General features: G+C 61.9%; 17 protein-coding genes. 12 read left to right on the top strand and 5 right to left on the bottom strand.

The genetic code is table 11. The annotated features are described in order from the left end of the window. Positions 1–25 precede the first annotated feature (25 nt). Positions 26–775 (bottom strand): alpha/beta fold hydrolase, encoded by a 750-nt coding sequence (locus LDZ28_RS21335; RefSeq protein ID WP_244830460.1) that lies wholly within the window; start codon positions 773–775, stop codon positions 26–28. Between the two features lie 277 nt (positions 776–1,052). On the opposite strand from LDZ28_RS21335, the gene LDZ28_RS21330 reads away from it, so the two are divergent. After that, the gene (locus LDZ28_RS21330; RefSeq protein ID WP_244830459.1) at positions 1,053–1,337 is read left to right on the top strand and encodes a hypothetical protein; all 285 of its coding nucleotides are present in this window, start codon (positions 1,053–1,055) and stop codon (positions 1,335–1,337) included. Between the two features lie 134 nt (positions 1,338–1,471). On the opposite strand, the gene LDZ28_RS21325 is transcribed toward LDZ28_RS21330, so the two are convergent. Then, positions 1,472–3,430, bottom strand: a complete 1,959-nt coding sequence (locus tag LDZ28_RS21325) for a PhoX family phosphatase (RefSeq protein ID WP_244830458.1) — start codon at positions 3,428–3,430, stop codon at positions 1,472–1,474. 622 nt (positions 3,431–4,052) lie between these two features. Here LDZ28_RS21325 and LDZ28_RS21320 point away from each other — a divergent pair. The 5 genes from LDZ28_RS21320 (at position 4,053) to LDZ28_RS21300 (ending at position 9,070) form a co-directional block, all read left to right on the top strand. Next, positions 4,053–4,781 carry a Crp/Fnr family transcriptional regulator gene (locus LDZ28_RS21320; protein WP_244830457.1) on the top strand — a complete coding sequence of 243 codons (729 nt, stop codon included), beginning with the start codon at positions 4,053–4,055 and terminating at the stop codon, positions 4,779–4,781. A gap of 276 nt (positions 4,782–5,057) precedes the next feature. Continuing rightward, positions 5,058–5,819 carry a 3-oxoacyl-ACP reductase gene (locus tag LDZ28_RS21315; protein ID WP_244830456.1) on the top strand — a complete coding sequence of 254 codons (762 nt, stop codon included), beginning with the start codon at positions 5,058–5,060 and terminating at the stop codon, positions 5,817–5,819. A 67-nt stretch (positions 5,820–5,886) separates the two neighbouring features. After that, the gene (locus LDZ28_RS21310) at positions 5,887–6,633 is read left to right on the top strand and encodes a dienelactone hydrolase family protein (RefSeq protein ID WP_244830455.1); all 747 of its coding nucleotides are present in this window, start codon (positions 5,887–5,889) and stop codon (positions 6,631–6,633) included. A 276-nt stretch (positions 6,634–6,909) separates the two neighbouring features. Then, entirely contained in the window at positions 6,910–8,556 is a 1,647-nt protein-coding gene (locus tag LDZ28_RS21305) for a PHB depolymerase family esterase (protein ID WP_244830454.1), read from the top strand. Positions 8,557–8,677: 121 nt separating this feature from the next. Continuing rightward, positions 8,678–9,070: an EAL domain-containing protein gene (locus LDZ28_RS21300; protein ID WP_370652246.1), complete on the top strand. Its 393-nt coding sequence runs from the start codon at positions 8,678–8,680 to the stop codon at positions 9,068–9,070. A 169-nt stretch (positions 9,071–9,239) separates the two neighbouring features. Here LDZ28_RS21300 and LDZ28_RS21295 read toward each other — a convergent pair whose 3' ends face one another. The 3 genes from LDZ28_RS21295 to LDZ28_RS21285 form a co-directional block, all read right to left on the bottom strand. Next, positions 9,240–10,070 carry a MetQ/NlpA family ABC transporter substrate-binding protein gene (locus LDZ28_RS21295; RefSeq protein WP_244830452.1) on the bottom strand — a complete coding sequence of 277 codons (831 nt, stop codon included), beginning with the start codon at positions 10,068–10,070 and terminating at the stop codon, positions 9,240–9,242. Positions 10,071–10,182: 112 nt separating this feature from the next. Further along, on the bottom strand, positions 10,183–11,910 hold the full coding sequence (locus LDZ28_RS21290; RefSeq protein ID WP_244830450.1) for a glycerol-3-phosphate dehydrogenase/oxidase: 1,728 nt from the start codon (positions 11,908–11,910) through the stop codon (positions 10,183–10,185). A gap of 15 nt (positions 11,911–11,925) precedes the next feature. Next, positions 11,926–13,443 carry an FGGY-family carbohydrate kinase gene (locus LDZ28_RS21285; protein ID WP_244830448.1) on the bottom strand — a complete coding sequence of 506 codons (1,518 nt, stop codon included), beginning with the start codon at positions 13,441–13,443 and terminating at the stop codon, positions 11,926–11,928. 178 nt (positions 13,444–13,621) lie between these two features. On the opposite strand from LDZ28_RS21285, the gene LDZ28_RS21280 reads away from it, so the two are divergent. Genes LDZ28_RS21280 through dhaL form a run of 6 tightly spaced genes read left to right on the top strand, consistent with a single transcriptional unit; the run spans position 13,622 to position 20,364 of the window. Next, positions 13,622–14,599 (top strand): sugar-binding transcriptional regulator, encoded by a 978-nt coding sequence (locus tag LDZ28_RS21280; protein ID WP_244830446.1) that lies wholly within the window; start codon positions 13,622–13,624, stop codon positions 14,597–14,599. Next, positions 14,599–16,203 (top strand): FGGY-family carbohydrate kinase, encoded by a 1,605-nt coding sequence (locus LDZ28_RS21275; RefSeq protein WP_244830444.1) that lies wholly within the window; start codon positions 14,599–14,601, stop codon positions 16,201–16,203. Before LDZ28_RS21280 ends, LDZ28_RS21275 begins: the two co-directional genes overlap by 1 nt. Before the next feature lie 21 nt (positions 16,204–16,224). Then, on the top strand, positions 16,225–17,733 hold the full coding sequence (locus LDZ28_RS21270; RefSeq protein ID WP_244830443.1) for a glycerol-3-phosphate dehydrogenase: 1,509 nt from the start codon (positions 16,225–16,227) through the stop codon (positions 17,731–17,733). 15 nt (positions 17,734–17,748) lie between these two features. Next, positions 17,749–18,681: a sugar phosphate isomerase/epimerase gene (locus LDZ28_RS21265; RefSeq protein WP_244830441.1), complete on the top strand. Its 933-nt coding sequence runs from the start codon at positions 17,749–17,751 to the stop codon at positions 18,679–18,681. Positions 18,682–18,691: 10 nt separating this feature from the next. Then, positions 18,692–19,714, top strand: coding sequence for a dihydroxyacetone kinase subunit DhaK (locus LDZ28_RS21260; protein ID WP_244830439.1), 1,023 nt, complete (start codon positions 18,692–18,694; stop codon positions 19,712–19,714). After that, positions 19,711–20,364 (top strand): dihydroxyacetone kinase subunit DhaL, encoded by a 654-nt coding sequence (gene dhaL / locus LDZ28_RS21255; RefSeq protein WP_244830438.1) that lies wholly within the window; start codon positions 19,711–19,713, stop codon positions 20,362–20,364. Before LDZ28_RS21260 ends, dhaL begins: the two co-directional genes overlap by 4 nt. Positions 20,365–20,391 lie beyond the last annotated feature (27 nt).

The following is a 20,391-nucleotide window of genomic DNA, read 5'->3' as shown; positions in this document are numbered from 1 at the left end:
TCCGCAACCACGCAAGTCGTCGTGGCTAAAGCGCCTTTGCGAATTTCAGCATCTCCTGTGCCAAGATCCGCGGCGTCTGCAAGGGCATGAGGTGGCCTGCGCCATCGATCACGCTCACGCTGCCATTCGGAAAATGCTTCAATGTTGTCATGCGTTGCTCGTCCGGACCGGGCACTTGCTTATCGTCCGCGCCGCAAACGAGCAACGCCGGATAATCGAGCGTACCGATGCGATCGCTCCAATCCTCCTTGCTGCCGCCATCCACCCATGCGCGCCAGGCAACGAGATCGACGCGTTGGGCATCGTGGATTGCGACTTCGCGAACATCATCCGGCAAGCGGTGTGCGCTCGATTCATCCACGAACGCTTCCGCTTCCGGCCGAGTCTTGCCATACGCTCGTTGCTGTTCCCGGTCCTGCTCGCTCATGGGTTGCGGTCCGGGAGGCGAGGGCGCGACGAGGATCAAGCCTGCCAGATAGTCCGGCTTGCGGGCCGCGAGCACAACCGCGACTTTGCCCGTCATCGAATGACCGACGAGCACGCAACGTTCGAGTTGCAATGCACGGATGGTCGCGTCGATGTGATCGGCCATCTCGCTCACGCTGTAGCCTTCGATATGCGCGGCATCGCCGAAGCCGGGGGTATCGAGCGCGACGCAAAGGTGTTCATGGTCGAGAAAAGGCAAGGTAGGAAACCAAGTACGGTGTGAGCCGCCTAAAAAATGCATGAGCACGAAGGTGACGTCGCCTTGGCCCTGTCTGCTGTAAGGGAGCATGAGTTTCTCTGGATGGTCGGGACCGAGCGCTGAATTCGTTCCTCGATCAGCGCTCCAAGTGAGCGCTTTAGCCAGATTTGTACCCGTCGATCGTCTTTGCTCGTTGGCGGAAAAGCAACTGCATACTCTGACGAATAAAAGAAATGCTGCATCCAACACCCAGGCTTCTACGTATTTGATTTTGCAGCGGCATGTTTGACCCGTCGCGGCTCTATCAAAATCAGACCGACGAATCGAACACGGGTGTCGAGGCTTGTGGTCCTTAAGGAGTTCCGAAATGGCAAAGACTGCGTCGCATGTCCAGGTTTCGTGCGTGTTGGCTTCGCTCGTTTCCGCGCTGGTGTCCATGCCCGCGCTGGCGGGCGGAAACGGTAACGGCGGGAGCGGCAGCGGTGGTGCTCATGGCGCGGCTACGTCCGAAAGGACCTACCACAGCGAACCAGTGTCGAGTCCGTGGAACAGAGATCCGGGCGATGTGAACCGAACCTATGAGCCGGGCAATAAAGCTTCGTCGCAAGCGATGCCGCAGAGTTCGGACATGTCGTCGGGTGCCGTCAAGTAGTTTGCTTGAGGCGAACGCGTCGTAGCGGTTTTTATCGTCAGGCCCGACGGTCGTGAGCGACACTGCGGGCCTGGCTGCAGATTCAAGTTCGATTCATCTATTGCAGATGCGGCGAAGTGCCGGCATGCCGCTTCTCAAGCTTTCGCCAGCCTGATGCTGCTCGCGTCGCCAGTGAGATAACCGACAGTCGCGCCGAATCGATCTTTATAATTCGCGCGCAGTAAAGGATCGACGGTCGCCTTGACCTTGTCATGCAGCGGACTCTCCCAGTCGCCCGCATGCTGGAAGTTGCTCATGATGTTGGTCCAGCCGTTGATCTCGTCGACCGCGTGTAATCCGGTGGATTCCGCCGCCGACGGGCACGAAAGCACGCGTGCAAGCGTTTGGGTATCGACGTTATAGGCCCAAAGGAAGTTGTTCACGTGTGTGCTGGAATCTTCGCCGATGAACAACGTGCGCAGCTTCTCCGAGAACTTCAGGTTGTCCGGATTTGCGATCTTGTTGGGGTTCGCGAGGTTGCCGAGCGCGTCGGGCGCAGCCAGGTCCTCGCCGACAAGCGCGGCGGGCGCGGCCATGTCGACCGGCACCCATTCGCTGTCTATCGCCGCGCCCGTCACGTCTTTCTGACCGGCCTTGAGATTGAGCGCGTACACGGCGCCTGCGACGATGGTCTTGTCGACCGCGACATCGCGCGAGGCCGCGTTTCCCTTGACCATCGATTTCTCGACTCGGGACATCGCCGTGTACACGATCTTGTCCTTCGCGTTGACCGTCGTGCCTTCGAGCTTCGTGAATCCCATGCTGCCGCCGATGAGCGCCGCATAGCGGTGCGTTTCCAGATACGCCGCCGCTTTGTCCATGCCCGGCTTGACGCGGACCCAGTTGAACGTGCCGTTGAAATTGATCTTCGTGTAGCTGGCGTCCGCCGGGTCCGCGGTGGCGATGTCCATGATGTCGGCTGCCTTGAGTGATCCGGCGAGTGCTTCGATTTCAGCGCTCGTGGCATTGCCGATGCGAATCCACGAGAGGTTCGCCGATCCCGCGCCCGCCGACGAGGTCTGCGTCCACTTGGCGACGTACAGCGTGCCTGACGAGAGGTCCGCCGCTTTGTCCGCGATGAACATGAACAAGCCGCCGTTGGTCGCGTCGTCGCCCATCATGACGGTGCGTTGGTCCGGCATCACCTGGATCAATTCGTGTGAGATGCGTCCGAGGCAGTAATGCTTTTTGATCGATGCCGTCCCGTCCGGATTCACCGTGACCTCCGGCAAGTGCCCGTAGTGGTAGGGATTGGCGCGCGTCGCGTCGCCATATAGCGCTAGGCTGAAGGCCTTGAACTGCGCGTTTTTCGCGATGCTCGACGCGTCCGGCTCGTACTCCTCGCTCGACAAATGCGTATTCCAGGGCGAAAGGCTCGCGCCGCACGTGATCCACAGACCGTTTGCTTTCGAGGTGTCTACGTTGTGATATTTCACCAGCGTGAGGTGGCCCGTCGTCGGGTTCTGTTCGAGCGTCAATACCGCGATAGGCGAGGGTAACTGGCCGTACTGCGACGCGAGGCTCTGATCCCGCGTGGTGTATTCGAACTGCACCACGGCGAATACGGTCTTGCCCTTGATGCCCGGCACCGTTGCATTGGCAAGCATGAGCAACGAACTGCCGTCGGGGCAGTCGGAATAGAACTGACGCTCCTTGCCCGGCACCGAGGTATCGATGATCGGCTGGCCGTTGATATCGTAATAACCGCCTGCAAGGATGTTGCCGCCACTGCCGTTCGGCACCATGTCGCCGGTGACGAAGAACGGTTGATAGGCGAGCTTGTACGCTTGCGTGGTGCCGTCCGCGAACGTGACGTTGAGTGACGATTTCACCGTGGTCGTCGCCATCGACGCGGGATCGTTGAGCGTGGGTGCGGCCATCGACGTGAATGCCGCGCTTGCGAACGCCGCGGTGGCAGCCGGGGCCGCATTGGAATCACTGCCGCCGCAGCCGGCGAGCGTCGTGGCGGCGGCGAATCCGCCGAGCGGTAACATCGGCGCCCCCGCAAGAAGTTTAAGCGTGCGGCGGCGGGAAAGATTCGTCCGGTCGGACATGGGAAGTTCCTGTTTTTATCGATGATCGGGGGATCAGGCTGCATAGGTACTCGGCCCGCGTGCAGCGTCGAAAGAGGAATGTAAGGCCGGATGATGAAATGTATATGACAGGAAAATAGAATTATTTAGAAAGCATTGGGTTGTGCTCATGCACGTGTTGGCGAGCATTTGTGGAAAATGCGAGAGTCACTATCGGCAGCAAGATAGCAAGGATGCGGTCGGCGCGTGGAAGAGGTCGGGTGGCTGACTTTGCCTAAAACAACAGATAGTCGTGCCCGGATTTTTGACTCACGACGATGGCTGGCAACAGAGCGATTCGTTCGATTCTAAGAAGAAGAATCAGCGGTGGCGATCTTCAAAGACGCTTGAGCGAAATTCAGCCATTAATGCCTTAACGTCTAAAGAAGCAGGTTCTTAGCTGGCTGTCCCACTTCGACAAAAGCCGTTCAAGGCTTAAGATCAGACCCCTGATGGCGCCTTAACAAGACGACTGCTAAGACGCTAAGCGCTTATAGCTTTCGCTTGACAGGACAGCTGCCAGACCAACAACCGCTTAAGGCTAAAAGCAACCTGCAAACGAAAAAATGCTAAGGTTATGCGATAGCTTAAACGAGCGAAGAGCATGCTGAATTTGACATCGGATCTGCATGGTAATGCCTTGCTATGTTCGCTTCCCGCGCCGGAGTGGAAAGAGATCGCGCGCCATCTGGAGTTGATCGAACTGCGTAGCGAACAACGCCTGTATGATCCCGGCCAACAAATGCAGTATGTCTATTTTCCGACTACGTCGATCATCTCGCTTCTTCACATGGTGGAGGACGGTGCATCGACCGAGATTGCCGCCGTCGGGCGCGAGGGCATGACAGGTTTGCCGGTGCTAACGGGCGGCAAGTTCATGCCAACGCGTGTTCAGGTCCAGTTTCCCGGATCTGCGTACCGCATCAAGGCTCATGCGTTGCGTGAACTTATTGGCCGTTCGGCGTTCTTGCGCCGTTTAATGCTTCTATACACGCAGGCGTTGCTGACACAGGTTGCACAGACAGCCGCATGCAACCGACATCATTCGCTGCGCCAGCAATTGTGCCGATGGTTATTGACGCAAGCGGACCGGGCGCCGTCAATGGTTTTGCGCGTCACTCAACAAGGCGTCGCGGACAGCCTTGGCGTGCGAAGAGAAGGCGTCACCGAGGCGACGGGCAAACTTCACGATGCAGGCTTGATTCGGCACGGCCGAGGCAGCATTGAAATTCTCGATCGCGTTGGTCTGGAGAAGCAGGCGTGCGCTTGCTATTGCATCTTAAGAAAAGAATTCGAAAAGATTCTGCGACCGCGACAAGTCGATCTCGCCTGAGCGAATTGGGTTTAGTCGCTGCATTGACGGTTGCTGGCAAGAAGCGCGTGGCTTGCAATTTTTTCGAGCGCTCTGGCGAAGGCTGATAGCCGCGCAGGCGCTGTCCGAAGCCACGCTATGGTCTAGCTAAATTAGACGCAAAGATTGCTCGTGACGCAACTGCGTACGCCTTAAACGGAGGCTGCGGCGCGCCTGAAGCGCGTGTGTACTTACGCGCCGCTTAACCCCATGCTGCATAATGCATCGGCTATTCCAGAACAAACCTTGGAGATGTCGATGCTGCTGTCTGAACAAAACGTACTCGTCACCGGCGGCGCGCGCGGACTGGGCGCGGCGATCACTGAAGCCCTCGCGCGTGAAGGCGCCAGTGTCGTCATCAACTATCGTCGTAGCGAAGCGCAAGCGAACGCGCTGGTCGAGCAGCTTGGACCGCGCGTCGTGGCGGTTCAGGCCGACATCACGGATCAGGCATCCGTCGCGCGTCTCTTCGACGAAGCGCTCGCTAAAAGCGGCCGGCCGATACATGCCGTCGTGAACAACGCGCTTGCCGAATTCAGCTTCGATGGCGACGCGCGACCGAAGATCGGCGATATCGAATGGACGCGCTTTCAGCAGCAGATCGAAGGCGCCCTCAAGGGCGCGCTCAATACGATTCAAGCCGCGTTGCCCGCAATGCGTGCCGCTGGCTTTGGCCGTATCGTGAATGTCGGCACCAACCTATTTCAGAACCCCGTGGTGCCGTATCACGACTACACGGCGGCCAAGGCGGCATTGCTCGCGTTGACGAGAACTGCATCGAACGATCTCGGACCGGACGGCATCACGGTGAACATGGTGTCCGGCGGACTCTTGCGCACCACCGACGCCAGCAGCGCGACGCCCGAAGCCGTGTTCGATATGGTCGCCGGATTCACGCCGTTGCGCCGTGTCACGACGCCGGAAGAATTCGCCGACGCAGTGCTGTTCTTTCTCTCACCGTGGGCGCGAGCGGTGACGGGACAGAACCTCGTCGTCGATGGCGGTTTGGTCAAGGATTGAAGCGTCTTGCTCACACATGATCTCTCGACAATTCCCAAGCACGGCTCTCGACTCAAGGCGCGACATCATGGCTTATGAAAAGGTGAGCGTTTCCACTCGCGACGGGACGTGTCCCGTTCACGTTTTCACCGACGATACGGCAACGCCTTCGCCGGCCATCGTCTTCTACATGGATGCGGGCGGCATACGTCCAGCTGTATCGGATATGGCGCAACGGCTGGCGAACGCGGGCTATGTCGTCCTGCTGCCAGACCTTTTTTATCGCTACGGTTCGTATGGGCCTTTCGATCCCGTGGAAGTATTCAAGGGCGATGTGCGAGCGATCCTCGGGCCGCTGATGGTCACCACGGGTAACGCGAAGGCGGCCGAAGATACAGAAGCATTGCTTGCCTACATCGACACGCGCACGGACGTTGAACCCGAACGTATCGGCGCGGTCGGTTTTTGCATGGGCGGCGGCATGGCTATCACCGCCGCTGGCCAATATCCCGATCGCTTCGCGGCGGTGGCAAGCTTTCACGGCGGCAATCTCGCAACCGATGCCCCTGACAGCCCGCATCTTTCAGCGCCACGACTAAAGGCCGAACTCTATATCGCAGCGGCCGACGCCGATGGAAGTTACCCGTCATCCATGGCGCAGCGCTTCGAAGACGCATTGAAGCAGGCCGGCGTTCGGTATGTCGCAGAGACCTTTACCGGCGCCGCGCACGGCTGGATGAAGCCGGATTTTCCGGTCTACGACCAAGAGGCCGCCGAGCGCGGATGGTCCACGATGATCGAATTCTTCGATCGGACGCTCAAAGGTCCGGTCTGAAATCTTCGCGCGATGATCATGTCGTCGCGCGATCGTCGCGAAGCTCCGCTTACGAAGTCCCTATCCGCCGTTACGTTGGTGCGGCGCGTCACAGCACTAATTACCTTCGTCGCATACCACTAGACCATAAAGAGAAAAAACGATCGTAAGGTGTTCTCCTACTGATCCGCATGCGAACTAGTCAGTACATTTACAAAAACAAAACGGCTGACGCGATCGACCGAAGGCACGTTAGCTCATGCGTTCGATCCATGCATTCAAACGAGGAGAGAGACGATGTTCAGGAAACCGGACGATGACGCAAGCCAGAAGCACGGCGTAAAAGCGAGCGATGCGCGTCGCGAAGGCATGAGTCGGCGAGACTTTGCCAGATTACTCGGCGCCGCGCCGCTTGCGTTGCTCGTCGGGTGCGGCGGGGGCGGAGACGATTCATCCAATTCTTCAGGGACGTTGGCGCTCGATCCAACGGCCAAAGCCGCGAATCCAGACACTTACACCGACTTCGAATGGTACAAGTGGACGTTTCCCATCGACAAAACGCTGGATGCAGTCGGGACAGCAAGCGACGGCGTCGGCCAGATGTACGTGCGGCTTTACACGCCGAAAACGGTGGCATCGACGACATACCCGCTCGTGGCCGTGCTGGGCGGGTTGGGCAACGACGCCAACATGACGGCCAACTTCTACGCCTCCAACGGCGCGGCGGATTTCGCAAACGCGGCCTTGCAGGCGAAGTATCCGTCATACATCGTGACGGTGACCGTGCCTTGGGAAGCATGCGTCAACTACGACGCCGAGATGGTCTATATGAACGCCGTCGGCGAGTTGATGAAGGCCATCTCGACGCGCGTAGGCAATGTCGACTCGACGCGCATATACGCAACAGGCATCTCGCAGGGCGCGGGATGGTCCTACGAAGCGGCATCGTTGCAACCCGATCTGTTCGCGGCACTCTTCATCAATTCAGGAACGGTCGTCCATACGACCTGGGGCAACGAAGCCGATCTGACTAAGCTAAAGGACGTCAACCTCTATATCGCGCACGGGGCGCAGGATCAGTACATTCCAGTGAACGAAGCGTACCGGGTCTACAACGACTTGTCCGCTCTCGGCAAACGCAACATCAAGCTGGACGTGGTGACGGGAACGCACGCGCTGTCGGGCACGCAGTATTTCCCGGCCACGCCCGTTACGAGTGTTTATCCGTGGCAGGACTGGCTCCTCACGCAGAAGAAGGGTGTGGGCTTCGATGGCCCCGTGCTTACCGAGGTCAGCCCGTTCTCCGCGTATCAGTGGGCGGGCCGCTCGGTATTACCGGATGTGCCGACTTGGGCTACCGACGTACCGTACGCAACGTGGACCGAGCCACAGGACAATCCGACCTGGGACACCATCAAGACCCGGCTTGCTGTTCCCACGGTGAACGGAACGAGCAGCGGCGGCTATGTGATCGGACGCTTTCGTATCGGCGACGAAACGCAGACCACCTATGACAGCGCGACGACGGCAACCGCGGGTCTCAAGTCCGGCCAATTGCTATGCATGACCATTCAGGGCTACACCGGTGCGTACGGGGACGACTTCGCCTCCTTCAACGCGAACTGGACCGTGGAATGGGCCGTGATGGCGGGGCAGGTTACGAGCATCGTCTTGACGAACCAGGCGAGCCCGGCGCCCATTGCCCGACCGAGCACGGTGAACTTGACGAACGGCGGCGGCCCGAACGTCAATAACTCGCTTGCGACGCCGAATGTCCTCGATGGCAAGCAGGTCTACTTGAGGATCGCTCTCGCGGACACTTACACGGGCACTGCGCTGAAGGTTTATGTGCGCTTCACCAGAAAGTTATCGAGTGCGCCGCGAGGGCCAGAATATGCGTCGTACTGGCATGTCGTGGACTTGCCCGTGAATCTGGCTGCCTGATTTACCGATGTGGGAAAACGGCGCTTCATACTCATGCGCCGGTATTCCGCAGTCGCGTCGGTGCCCGCTCGCTGGCTGCTGCTTGGTGCGCGGCATTAACCACAGAATCGAAATCCAACGCATGGACGACCCGAACCATGCTATCGAAACCCTTGACCGTCTGCATGCGCTCGGCCTTCGCCTGTCTGTCGACGACTTCGGCACGGGATACTCTTCTTTGTCGTACCTGAAGCGCATGCCCGTGGACGAGATCAGGATCGATCGATCCTTCGTCATGGGCTTCACGGATCATAAAGACGACGAGACCATCGTGCGCTCGACCATCGATCTCGGGCACAACATGGGACTGAAGGTCGTGGCCGAAGATGTCGAGAGCGAACAAATGATGACGCGCCCGCGGGAGTTGCAATGCGATCTTGCGCAGGGATTTCATTTGAGCCGCCCGCTGCCGCCGGCCAAGCTCGAACTCTGGCTCGCGGGTGGGGTCGAGGAGAGCAATCTGCGTTTCGCGTGAACTCATCCGCAAGTCACGTTCATCCGTTCTTTCTCGTTCGACGACATTTCCGATGCAAGCCGATGCGTGGACATCCATGCCGCCAGCGCACGGACGTGGGCTTGCTTCGATCAAACGATTGCTCGCTTCGAGCAGTCGCGCACAGCAGTGAAGGGGGCGCCGCTCGAAGTCATCGAGGAAAATAGTCGGGCAGCCGAAAGCCGTCATACGCGTGATTGCCGACGATGGCTTGCCTGAACGCATCCGAACGATACGCTTCGACGATATCGTCGGTGGTCTGCGAATGCTGGTTCGCGGCTTTCACCACGACCTGATTCACGTAGGGCGAAGTCATCTCCTCGAGCGCCAGCGCCGTTGTCAGGGCGTGTCCGCTCGATACCGCGAAGTTGCCCTGAATCGCCGCAAAATCCACGTCTTCCAACGCGCGCGGCGCCTGTGCCGATTCGAGCAGCACGAGCTTGATGCCGGCAGGATTATCGGTCACGTCGCGCTCGGTTACATCGACAGGATTCGGATTCGGACGGATGCGAATCCAGCCGATACGCTGAAGGATCTTGAGCGCGCGTTCCAGATTGACGGGATCGTTGGGCACTGCAACCGTAGCGCCTTTCCGGACCTCGGCAAGCGCATGGTGCTTCGTGGAGAAAAGGCCCATCGGTGGCGTGGGCACTTGCACCACGCCGACGAGATCGGTGCCGTTGCGGTCGTTATAGGACTTCAGATACACGCTGTGCTGCATCACGTCGGCCGCTATCTCGCCGCGATACACCGCCTGGTTCGCTTCCAGGCCGGTGCTGAACTCGACGTAGCGCACGGTGTAGCCCTTCTTCGAGAGTTGCGGTTCGACGCCCTGACGAAACTCGTCCGCGTAAGGGCCGGGCACGAAGCCCACGCGCAGTGTGTGCGCGGCATTGTCCGCGGCGAAGCCGGGCGAGATGAAGACGGCTTGACTCAACGTCAGCGCGAGCAGGAACGTCCTGAGTTTTACCGGTGCAATCATGGGAATGAGTGGGCTGAACGAAAGCAGGAATCGTATCAACGCAATCCATGCGGGCGGAACAGATTGATCGAGCTAACCTTAGTCCGCAATGCGATAACCGGGAGGCTCCGCATCAATCTATAGTCTGTCGCGCGAGTTCGACTCTGGGCAGCGCAATGCCATGCCGCTCGCGAGCCGCTTGACGCGTCGCATCGATTTCCTTTTGCTTGCGAAGTTCGTCCCAACCCAGCACCTGTGCCGCGATCTCCGCGCCTTCGAGCAACAGCGCGTTCGTAAGATGTCCGGAGATCGCGATCGTCGTGCGACGGAAGAATAGGTCCGCAAGACGCGTGACCATGTCATGCGCGCACAGGTACTCGATCTCGCGCACCGTGAAGTCCGATGCGCTGCCAAAGGGCCGATCCGGTGCGCCCGCGCAAAACGCCGCGACTGCCGAAGCAGTCGTGCCATAGCGCGTGAGCAAGCCGTCGGCACGCTCGGCCGACACCCCATACTGTCGAACGACATCGCCGATCCATTCGGCCCGTGCATACGCATCGCGCGGAAAATCGCGGCCTCCGCCGATCGCCGTGTGACGCGTGCGGACCGCGCGTGAGCGTCCGAGGCGTGCGAGCGTGTCGTCGGTGACCGTTTCGGCGAATCCGCGAAACGTCGTCCACTTGCCGCCGACGAGCGATAAAACCGGGACTTGCGTGCCGGCAAGACGATCCACATGCATCGCGTGATCGCGGCTTACATCGCCGGGATCGGCGGCATTGGAATAGGGCAGCGGACGCACGCCGCTGTATCGGAACGCAATGTTCGATTCGTTCAACACCACGCGTGGAAAAACTTCCCGCAGCGCGCCGAGCATGTAGGCGACTTCATCGTCCTCGCAGCGCACGGCGTCGGGCTCGCTTGTGCGGATATCGGTCGAGCCGATCAGCAACTTGTCCATGAAGGGATAGATGAGCGAGATGCGCCCGTCCTTCGAGCCGTAATACACCATGCGGCCGCGCAGTTGCGCATGGAGCTCGGGGTGATCGACGATCAGATGCGAACCCTTCGTCCCGCCGATGTACTTGCTTTTTATGCCGAGCGAAGCATTCACGCTGTCGATCCACGCACCGCCCGCGTTGACGACGACCTCGGGTCGCACCGCGACGAGCTCGTCCGTTACGAGGTCGCGCAACCACACGACGCCGCCCTCGACGCGCTCCACGCTCGTGTAATTGGCCGCCGCCGATTGCTTGCACGCGGCAAGCCCGTCCGCGACGAGTTCAAAATTCAGGCGTTCGGCTTGCGTCACCTTGGCGTCGTAATACGTGGCGGTCGCCTTGATTGCCGGATCGAGCAGCGGCAGGTCTTTAAGCGATTGCGCTCGCGTCGCGAGATGATGACGCGGCATCGTGCGGTCGTGCCGTCCCAAGAAGTCGTACATGGCAAGGCCGATCTTCGAGATGATCGCGCCGCGATCCGCAAGCTTGGCCTTCATGCCGAAGAAGCGTCGAGCGGACGCCACCATGCCGCCGAAGTACGAGTGAATCGGCAGCACGGTTTCGAGCGGCAGCACGTAATGCGGCGCGTTCTTCAGCAACAGGTTGCGCTCCAACGTCGATTCGGCAACGAGGCGAAACTCGCCCGTCTCCAGATACTTCACGCCGCCGTGTATGAGCCGCGATGGCGCGCTACTCGCACCGGCGGCAAAGTCGGTCTTGTCGATCAACAGGCAGTCGACGCCTTGCAGCGATAAATCGCGAAACACACCCGCGCCGTTGATGCCGCCGCCCACGATCAACACGCCGATCTTCGGGCTCTGCTTCAACCGGTCGAGAAAGAAATTACGGTTTCGTTCTGTCATCGAGATTCTCCGGCTTCAATGCGAGGTGGCCGCGCGGTCGAGCGCGGGCCACAAGGGCTGAACTGCGGCGATGAGTTGCGACCAGAGCGCGTACGCGTCGTCGAGCTTCGCGTGGCGTTGCGGGTCCGGCTCATGCGTGCGCGCAACGCGGCAGGCGCGCGCCACGGCATCGGCAAGCGAATCGAAAACGCCCACGCTGACGCCTGCGCAAAGCGCCGCGCCGAGCGCGCTCGCCTCCTGACTTTCGGGTATGTCGATAGCGATGCCAAGCACATCCGCGAACGACTGCGCAAGCAACGGACTCGACGATCCACCGCCCGTCAACCCCGCACGATGCGCCGGAAAAGCGCTCGTCAACGCTTCGATGTGCCAGCGGTGATTGAACACCATGCCTTCGAGCACCGCACGCGCCAGATGCGCGCGCCGGTGCCACGAGCGCAAGCCGAAGAACGACGCGCTCGCCGGCTGCTCGAACGGAGAACCGAACAGGAAGGGATGAAACATGACCGAACTCGGTTCGGCCGACACCGCCTGCACTTCGTCGCCGATGAGATCGAACAGCGAGCATCCGCGCCGCGCCGCTTCGTGCGTTTCGTGCTGAAAGAGTTCGCGCAAAGCCCAATCGACATTGCTCGACGAAGCGGGCGAAATCGACATGTTCATCCACTGGCCGGGCCGTGTGCCGTTACGGCACGACCAGCGCGGATCGAGTTGCGGCCGATCCGACAGTATTTCGTTGATGCTGAACGTTCCCGCCGTCACCGACAACACGCCCGGTTCGGCGTTGCCCATGCCGAGGGCGCTCGACGTGACGTCGTGCAGCCCGGTTGCGACGGGCGTGCCTTCCTTCAAGCCGGTTTGCGATGCGGCAAGCGCCGTCACGCGGCCGGCCTGCGCCGTGGACGCGACGATGGGTGCGAGCGCCTCGCCGATAGTCCCCAGGCAGTACAGCGCCATGACCTCGGCGCTGTACTGCTGCGTGTTGACATCGGTGAAGGACGAACTGGCTTCGGTTGGATCGGTGGCGGGGACGCCCGTGAGACAGAGCCGCAGCCAGTCCTTGCAAAACAGGACATGGCCGATCCGCGCGAAGCGCGCTGGCTCGTTGAGCTGAATCCATTTCAGCAGGCTGACGGCGGCGTACGGATAAGGCTGCTGTCCGGTCAATGACAGCGCCCGTTCCAGCACGCCTTCCTCGCGCCAGCGTTCCCGGACGTCGAAGGCGCGGCTGTCGAGCGAGAGAATGCCGGCGCCGAGCGGCGCGCCCGCGCGATCCACGAGATAGAGCCCGTCGCCGTGTCCGGTCACGCCGACGGCCGCAATGGAACCGGGCGCGATCTCGCTCAACGCATCGCGAATGGCGCCACAGGCCGCATCCCAGGTTTCTCGCATGTCCCGTTCGACATGGCGCGCACGCGGCTGCCGCTGTTCGACGCGCCGGCTGCCCACCGCGACGGTGCGCCCGGCCGTGTCGAAAACAACCGCCTTCGTGGCTGTCGAACCGCTGTCGACGCCGAGCAGATACGTCTCCATCGTGTCTCCGAATTTTTTGTTGCATCGCGTCAAGCCGACATTTCGCCTTCGGATTGCGCGATGCTTATCTAGGGTTATAGCGGATGGTAATCGAGGATCGGGTTGCCTATTGTGCTTACAGTGAAAAAAATTTCAGCACGTAGAAAAAATATCACTTCAACGTGCGCACGGAGACGACATGACGAAATCCGCCGACAGGCGTGACGCCGAGGACAGTCTTGCGATTCGCGCGGCGTGGCTGCACTACGCCGCCGGTCAGACGCAGGCCGACGTCGCGGCTCGTCTCGGCGTGAGCAGTGTCAAGGCGCATCGGCTGATCATGCGAGCGAATCAGAGCGGCGCGGTCAAGTTCACCATCGACGGCGATGTCGCCGAATGCGTCGTGCTCGAAGCGGAGCTTGCGCAGCGCTTCGGTCTTAGCTATTGCGAAGTGGTCCCCGATCTGAACGAAGGCGATCTGCCGCTGCGCGCCCTTGGCGTCGCTGGCGCGCACTTCATGCAGCGCGAGATCGCGACGCGGCAAGGCGGCGTGATCGGCATAGGACATGGGCGAACGCTCGCGGCCGTCGTGGAGAACATTCCGCGCCTGGACGCGGGCACGGTGCGCTTCGTGTCCTTGCTTGGCGGCGTCACGCGCAAATACACGGCAAATCCGTATGACGTGATTCACCGGCTCGCCGAGCAGACGGGCGCGGTGTCGTATGTGCTGCCGCTGCCGTTTTTCGCCAACAAGGCCGAGGATCGCGAAGTGTTGCTGGCGCAGCGTGGCGTGCGCGAAGTGTTCGACATGGCGGCGCATGCGGATCTGATGGTCGTCGGTATCGGATCGGTGAATGCGGACGCGCAACTCGTCGCATCGCAAATGATCGAGCCCGACGAAATTCAGGAGGTGCGCGACAAGGGCGGTCAAGGCGAATTGCTCGGACATTTTTTCAGCGATACCGGCCAATCCGTCGAAACATCGCTGGCGGCGCGCACGGTCGCGCCCGAACTCGACGACCTCAAGGGCCGGCGCATCATCGCGATTGCGGGCGGCGCGTCGAAGATCGCGGCGATTCGCGCGGTGCTCAATAGCGGCCTTCTGAGCGGATTGATCACCGACGAAGCCTCGGCGCTGGCGCTGAAGATGGAACCTGTCGCGACGGAGGCGGCGTGATGAGCGAGAACGCACGCGATCTTCTCATCGGCATCGACGCGGGGACCTCGGTCATCAAGGCCGTGGCCTTCGACATGACGGGACGGCAGATTGCCGTCGCCTCGGTGCCGAACCGCTACACCACGAGCCCCGATGGCGCGGCGACTCAATCGCTCGATCAAACTTGGGGCGACTGCGCGAAGACCTTGCGGGATCTGGGCGCGAAGATCGAAGGTCTCGCGCAACGCACGCGCGCGCTGGCGGTGACGGGTCAAGGCGACGGCACATGGCTCGTCGGCGCAGGCAACAAGCCGGCGAGCGACGCATGGCTATGGCTCGACGCGCGCGCCGCGAACACGGTGCGGCTGTTGCAGGAAGGATCGGCGAGCCGCGCGCGGTTCCAGGCGACCGGCACGGGACTCGCCGCGTGCAGTCAGGGCGCGCAGATCGCGCACATGGCCGCGACGACGCCCGAAGTGCTCGAACGCACCGAAGTGGCACTGCATTGCAAGGACTGGCTGTATCTCAATCTCACCGGTGTGCGCGCCACCGATCCGTCCGAGGCGAGCTTCACCTACGGCGACTTTCGCACGCGCCAATACGACGACACGGTGATCGAAGCGCTCGGCCTCACCGCGTGGCGCGACCTGTTGCCGGAAATCATCGACGGCACGGAGATCATGCATCCGCTGACGTCAGATGCCGCCGCCGCGACCGGCCTGCTCGAAGGCACGCCCGTGTGTCTGGGCTTCGTCGATATCGTGCTGACGGCGCTCGGCGCGGGCATTCACACGGAAGGCGCGACGGGCGCGAGTTGCTCGATCGTCGGCTCCACGGGCATGCACATGCGCGCGATGCACAACGCCGACATCCATCTGAACGCGGAAGGCACGGGGTACGTGATCGCGTTGCCGGTGCCGGGCATGTCGGCGCAAGTGCAGTCGAACATGGCGGCGACGCTGAACGTGGACTGGGTGTTGAATCTCGCGTGCGATCTGCTCGCGCAGTTCGGCACGAGCCTTTCGCACGGCGACCGGATGAAGTGTATCGACGGATGGCTGCAGTCGGGACGTCCCGGCGCGCTTCTGTATCACCCCTATATCTCCGATGCCGGCGAGCGCGGTCCTTTCGTGGACCCGAACGCGCGCGCGGATTTCATCGGGCTCACGAGCGAGAGCCGCTACCCGGATCTGTTTCGCGCGGTGGTCGAAGGGCTCGGCATGGCCGCGCGCGATTGCTATACGTCGATGGGCATTCCAATGCCCGATGAACTGCGCCTCACCGGCGGCGCGACGCGTTCGCGCGCGTTGCGCGGCGTGCTCGGCGCGGTGGTCGGCGCGCCGGTGCGTATCTCGCTGCGCGAGGAAGCGGGCGCGGCGGGCGCGGCGATGATGGCGGCGGTCGCGCTCGGCGTGTATCCCGACATGAACACGTGCATCGCGCAATGGGTGACGCCGCTGCTCGGACAAGTGGAAGCGCCCGATGCGGAACTGACGCAGTTGTATGCGCAGCTTTTTCCCGCGTATCGGAAGGCGCGCGAGGCGCTCGTACCGACCTGGGATGAAACGGCGCGGTTGCTGAAATCGCGGCATCGGCCGAACGCGCTAGCCGCGGGCCTCAACTAACGTCGAACATGGAACGCTGAGATGAGCGAGAAGGATAGGGTGGACCTGTGTGTCATCGGCGGCGGCATCAACGGCGCGGGTATTGCGCGCGATGCGGCGGGCCGCGGACTGTCGGTGATTCTGTGCGAAAAGGACGATCTCGCACAGGGCACGTCGTCGCGTTCCGGCAAGCTCGTGCATGGCGGGCTGCGTTACCTCGAATACTACGAATTCCGGCTCGTGCGCGAGGCGCTGATCGAGCGCGAAGTGCTGCTCAATGCCGCGCCGCATATCATCTGGCCGCTGCGCTTCGTGCTGCCGCATAGTCCGGGTGATCGTCCCGCATGGCTCGTGCGCACGGGCCTCTTCATGTACGACCATCTGGGCGGCCGCAAGAAGCTGCCGGGCACGCGTTCGCTCGACTTGTGGCGCAATCCGGAAGGCGCGCCGATCAAGGACGAGTACCGGCGTGGCTTCGAGTATTCCGATTGCTGGGTCGACGACGCGCGTCTGGTCGTACTGAGTGCCGTCGATGCCGCCAAGCGCGGCGCCGAAGTGCTCACGCGCACCGCATGCATCGGCGCGCGGCGCGAGGGCAATGCGTGGCGCGTCGAACTGCGCGACACGCGAACGGGATCGACGCGCGTCGTGAACGCACGCGCGCTCGTCAATGCGGCGGGACCGTGGGTATCGGATGTCATCGGGCGCGCGGGCGCGAAGTCGACGCGCAAGGTGCGGCTCGTGAAGGGCAGTCATATCGTTACGCCGAAGTTCTGGGACGGTCCGCACTCGTATCTCGTGCAGAACCACGACAAGCGCGTGATCTTCATCAACGCCTATGAGGGCGACAAGGCGCTCATCGGCACGACCGATGTGCCGTGGGACGGCGCGCCGGAAACCGTGCAGATATCGAACGAGGAAATCGACTATCTGCTGACGGCGGTGAATCGCTATTTCAAGCATCCGTTACGCAAGCAAGACATCGTGCAGACGTTCTCGGGCGTGCGTCCTCTCTACGACGACGGCAAGGGCAATCCGTCGGCGGTCACGCGCGACTACGTGTTCGATCTCGACGCCAGCGGCGGCGCGCCCTTGCTGAATGTCTTCGGCGGCAAGATCACGACGTTTCGCAAGCTCGCCGAACATGCGCTGCAAAAGCTGCAGCCGACCTTCCCGAAGATGGGCCCCGACTGGACTTCATCGGCGACGCTGCCGGGCGGCGACATGGAAGGCGCCGACGTGCCGCGCTTCATGGCGAGTCTGCAAAGCCGCTACGAGTGGCTGCCGCGCAATCTGCTGCGCTATTACACGCAAACCTACGGCACGCTGACCTCGCAGGTGATCGACGGCGCGACCTCGCTCGCCGGTCTCGGCCAGCAGTTCGGACCGAACTTCCACGAAGCGGAAGCGCGCTACCTGATGTCGCACGAATGGGCCGAGTCGGCGGACGACATGCTCACGCGGCGCACCAAGCACGGCTTGCACATGAGCGCCGCGCAGAAGTCCGCGTTCGAAGCCTGGCTCGACGGCCTTGTGCGTAAATCCGCTTAAAGACACGAGACGAACATGGCATTCACGCTTGCACTGAACACGAATCCGCTGGTGAACCGCTTCGCCGAACCGGGCGACCTGATCGACACCATCGCGCACGACATGAAAATCCGCGACGTGCAGTTGACGCACGAGTTCATCAATCCGTCGTGGCCGGCGGCAACCACGCGGCGGCTCACGCGCGAGATGCGCGCGGCGATGACGCGCACCGGCGTGCGGATCACCTCGGGCATGACCGGGCCGTATGGCCGTCTGAATCACTTCGGTCATCCGGATGCAGACGTGCGCCGCTACTACATCGACTGGTTCAAGTCCTTTGCGGATATCACCGCCGATCTGGGCGGCGACTCCATCGGCACGCAGTTCGCGATCTTCACTTACAGGGATTTCGACGATCCGCAACGGCGCGACGCGCTGCTTCAAACCGCGATCGATTGCTGGGCCGAAGTCGCCGAGCATGCCAAAGCGGCCGGCTTGAAATACGTGTTCTGGGAACCGATGTCCATTGGCCGCGAATTCGGCGAGACCATCGCCACGTGCATGGCGCTGCAAGACCGCCTGAGCGCCGCGAACATGGCCATTCCCATGTGGATGATGGCCGACATCGACCACGGCGACGTCACCAGTTCCAACCCCGACGACTTCGATCCCTATGCGTGGGCGCGCGCCGTGCCGCGCGTGTCGCCGATCATCCATATCAAGCAGTCGTTGATGGACAAGGGCGGACATCGCCCGTTCACCGCGGAGTACAACGCGCGCGGCCGCATTCAGCCAGAACCGCTCATCGAGGCGCTGCACGCGGGCGGCGGGCGCGACAACGAAATCTGCCTGGAACTCTCGTTCAAGGAACGCGAGCCGACGGATCGGCAGGTCGTCGCGCAGATCGCCGAATCGGTGGCGTTCTGGGCGCCGCATTTCGACACCGGCATCGCCGATCTCAACATCTGAGGAGTCAGACATGCCAGGCACGATGACACAAAAGCTGATCAACGATGGCGATGCCGCCGTCGACGAGATGCTCGAAGGCGTCATGGCCGCGCACGGCGATCTGCTGACGCGCAGCGACAGCGCGCCCCGGGCGATCATCGCGCGCAACGGGCCGCGTGAGGGCAAGGTGGCGTTGATCATCGGCGGAGGATCGGGACACGAGCCGACGTTTCTGGGCTTCGTTGGCCGCGGTCTCGCTGATGCCGCCGTGATCGGCAACGTCTTCGCTTCGCCGCCGCCGCAACCGGCCGTCGATGCCGCGCTCGCCGCGCATGGCAACGCGGGCGTGCTGTTCATGTACGGCAATTACGCGGGCGATGTCATGAACTTCGACATGGCGACCGAACTGCTCGAACTCGACGGCGTCGAGGCGCGCACCGTGCTGACCACCGACGACATCGCCTCCGCGCCGCGCGACAAGCGCGAGACGCGGCGCGGCGTGGCGGGCAACGTGTTCATCTTCAAGGCAGCGGGCGCCGCGGCGGACCTGATGATGCCGCTCGGCGAGGTGGAGCGCGTCGCGCGCCATGCCAACGCGCGCACGTACACGCTCGGCGTGGCGCTCGCGCCTTGCTCGCTGCCGCAGACGCGTCAACCGAACTTCGAGATTGCCGCCGGCGACATGGAAATCGGCATGGGCATTCACGGCGAACCGGGCATGCGCCGGGAAGCCTTGCGCACGGCCGACGACATCACCGACGAAATCATGGATGCGATCCTCGCCGAGATGGGCGCGGCCAAGGGCGACCGCGTGGCGGTACTCGTGAATTCGCTCGGCTCGACGCCGCTCATGGAGCTTTACATTCTCAACCGGCGCGTTTCGCAGCGCTTGCAGGAGGCGGGACTCGTCGTGCATCGCACGCTCGTGGGGCCGCTGTGCACATCGCTGGAAATGGCGGGCGCGTCGATCACCGTCATGCATCTCGACGATGAATTGCAGCGCCTCATCGATCATCCGTGCGAGTGCGCGATGTTTCAGCAGAGGGCCGCATGATGTCCGCGCTTTCCACCGCCGACAACGCGCAACTGTTCCGCGAACTCGCGAGCACCATCGCGGCGGCGCGCGACGAACTGTGCCGGCTCGACGGCGTGATCGGCGACGCGGACCACGGCATCGCGATGGAGCAGGGCTTTTCTGCCGCGTCCAGGGCCATCGACGCGTTGCCGTCCGACTGCACGTTCGCGGATCAGTGGAACGCCGCGGCCAAGAGTTTTCTCAACGCGGTCGGCGCATCGTCGGGGCCGCTTTACGCAACGGCGTTCATGCGCGCGGCGAAGGCGGCGGGTGCGCGTCAGGCATTGCCGCTGAACGAGGCGCCGGGGTTGATCGTCGCGATGGCCGAAGGCATCCGGTCGCGCGGCAAGGCGGAAGTCGGCGAAAAAACCATGGTCGATGCGTGGGCGCCTGCCGCCTCGGCAGCCGAAGAAGGCATGGCGGACGGCTTGTCCGTGAGCGACATCCTGACGCGCGTTCGCGAAGCGGCGAACGCGGGCGCGGAATCCACGAAGGCGATGGTGGCGACCAAGGGAAGATCGGCGCGCCTCGGTGAACGCAGCATCGGTCACATCGATCCGGGCGCGGCCTCCGCCGCGATGGTCATCAACGTGATTGCAGAAAACTGGGGAAGACATGACACGCACTGAACGAATGGACAGCCGCGAGGTGAGCCA

Source organism: Caballeronia sp. TF1N1 (genome assembly GCF_022878925.1).
GTDB lineage: Bacteria > Pseudomonadota > Gammaproteobacteria > Burkholderiales > Burkholderiaceae > Caballeronia.
This window is presented reverse-complemented; position numbering and strand designations above follow the sequence as displayed.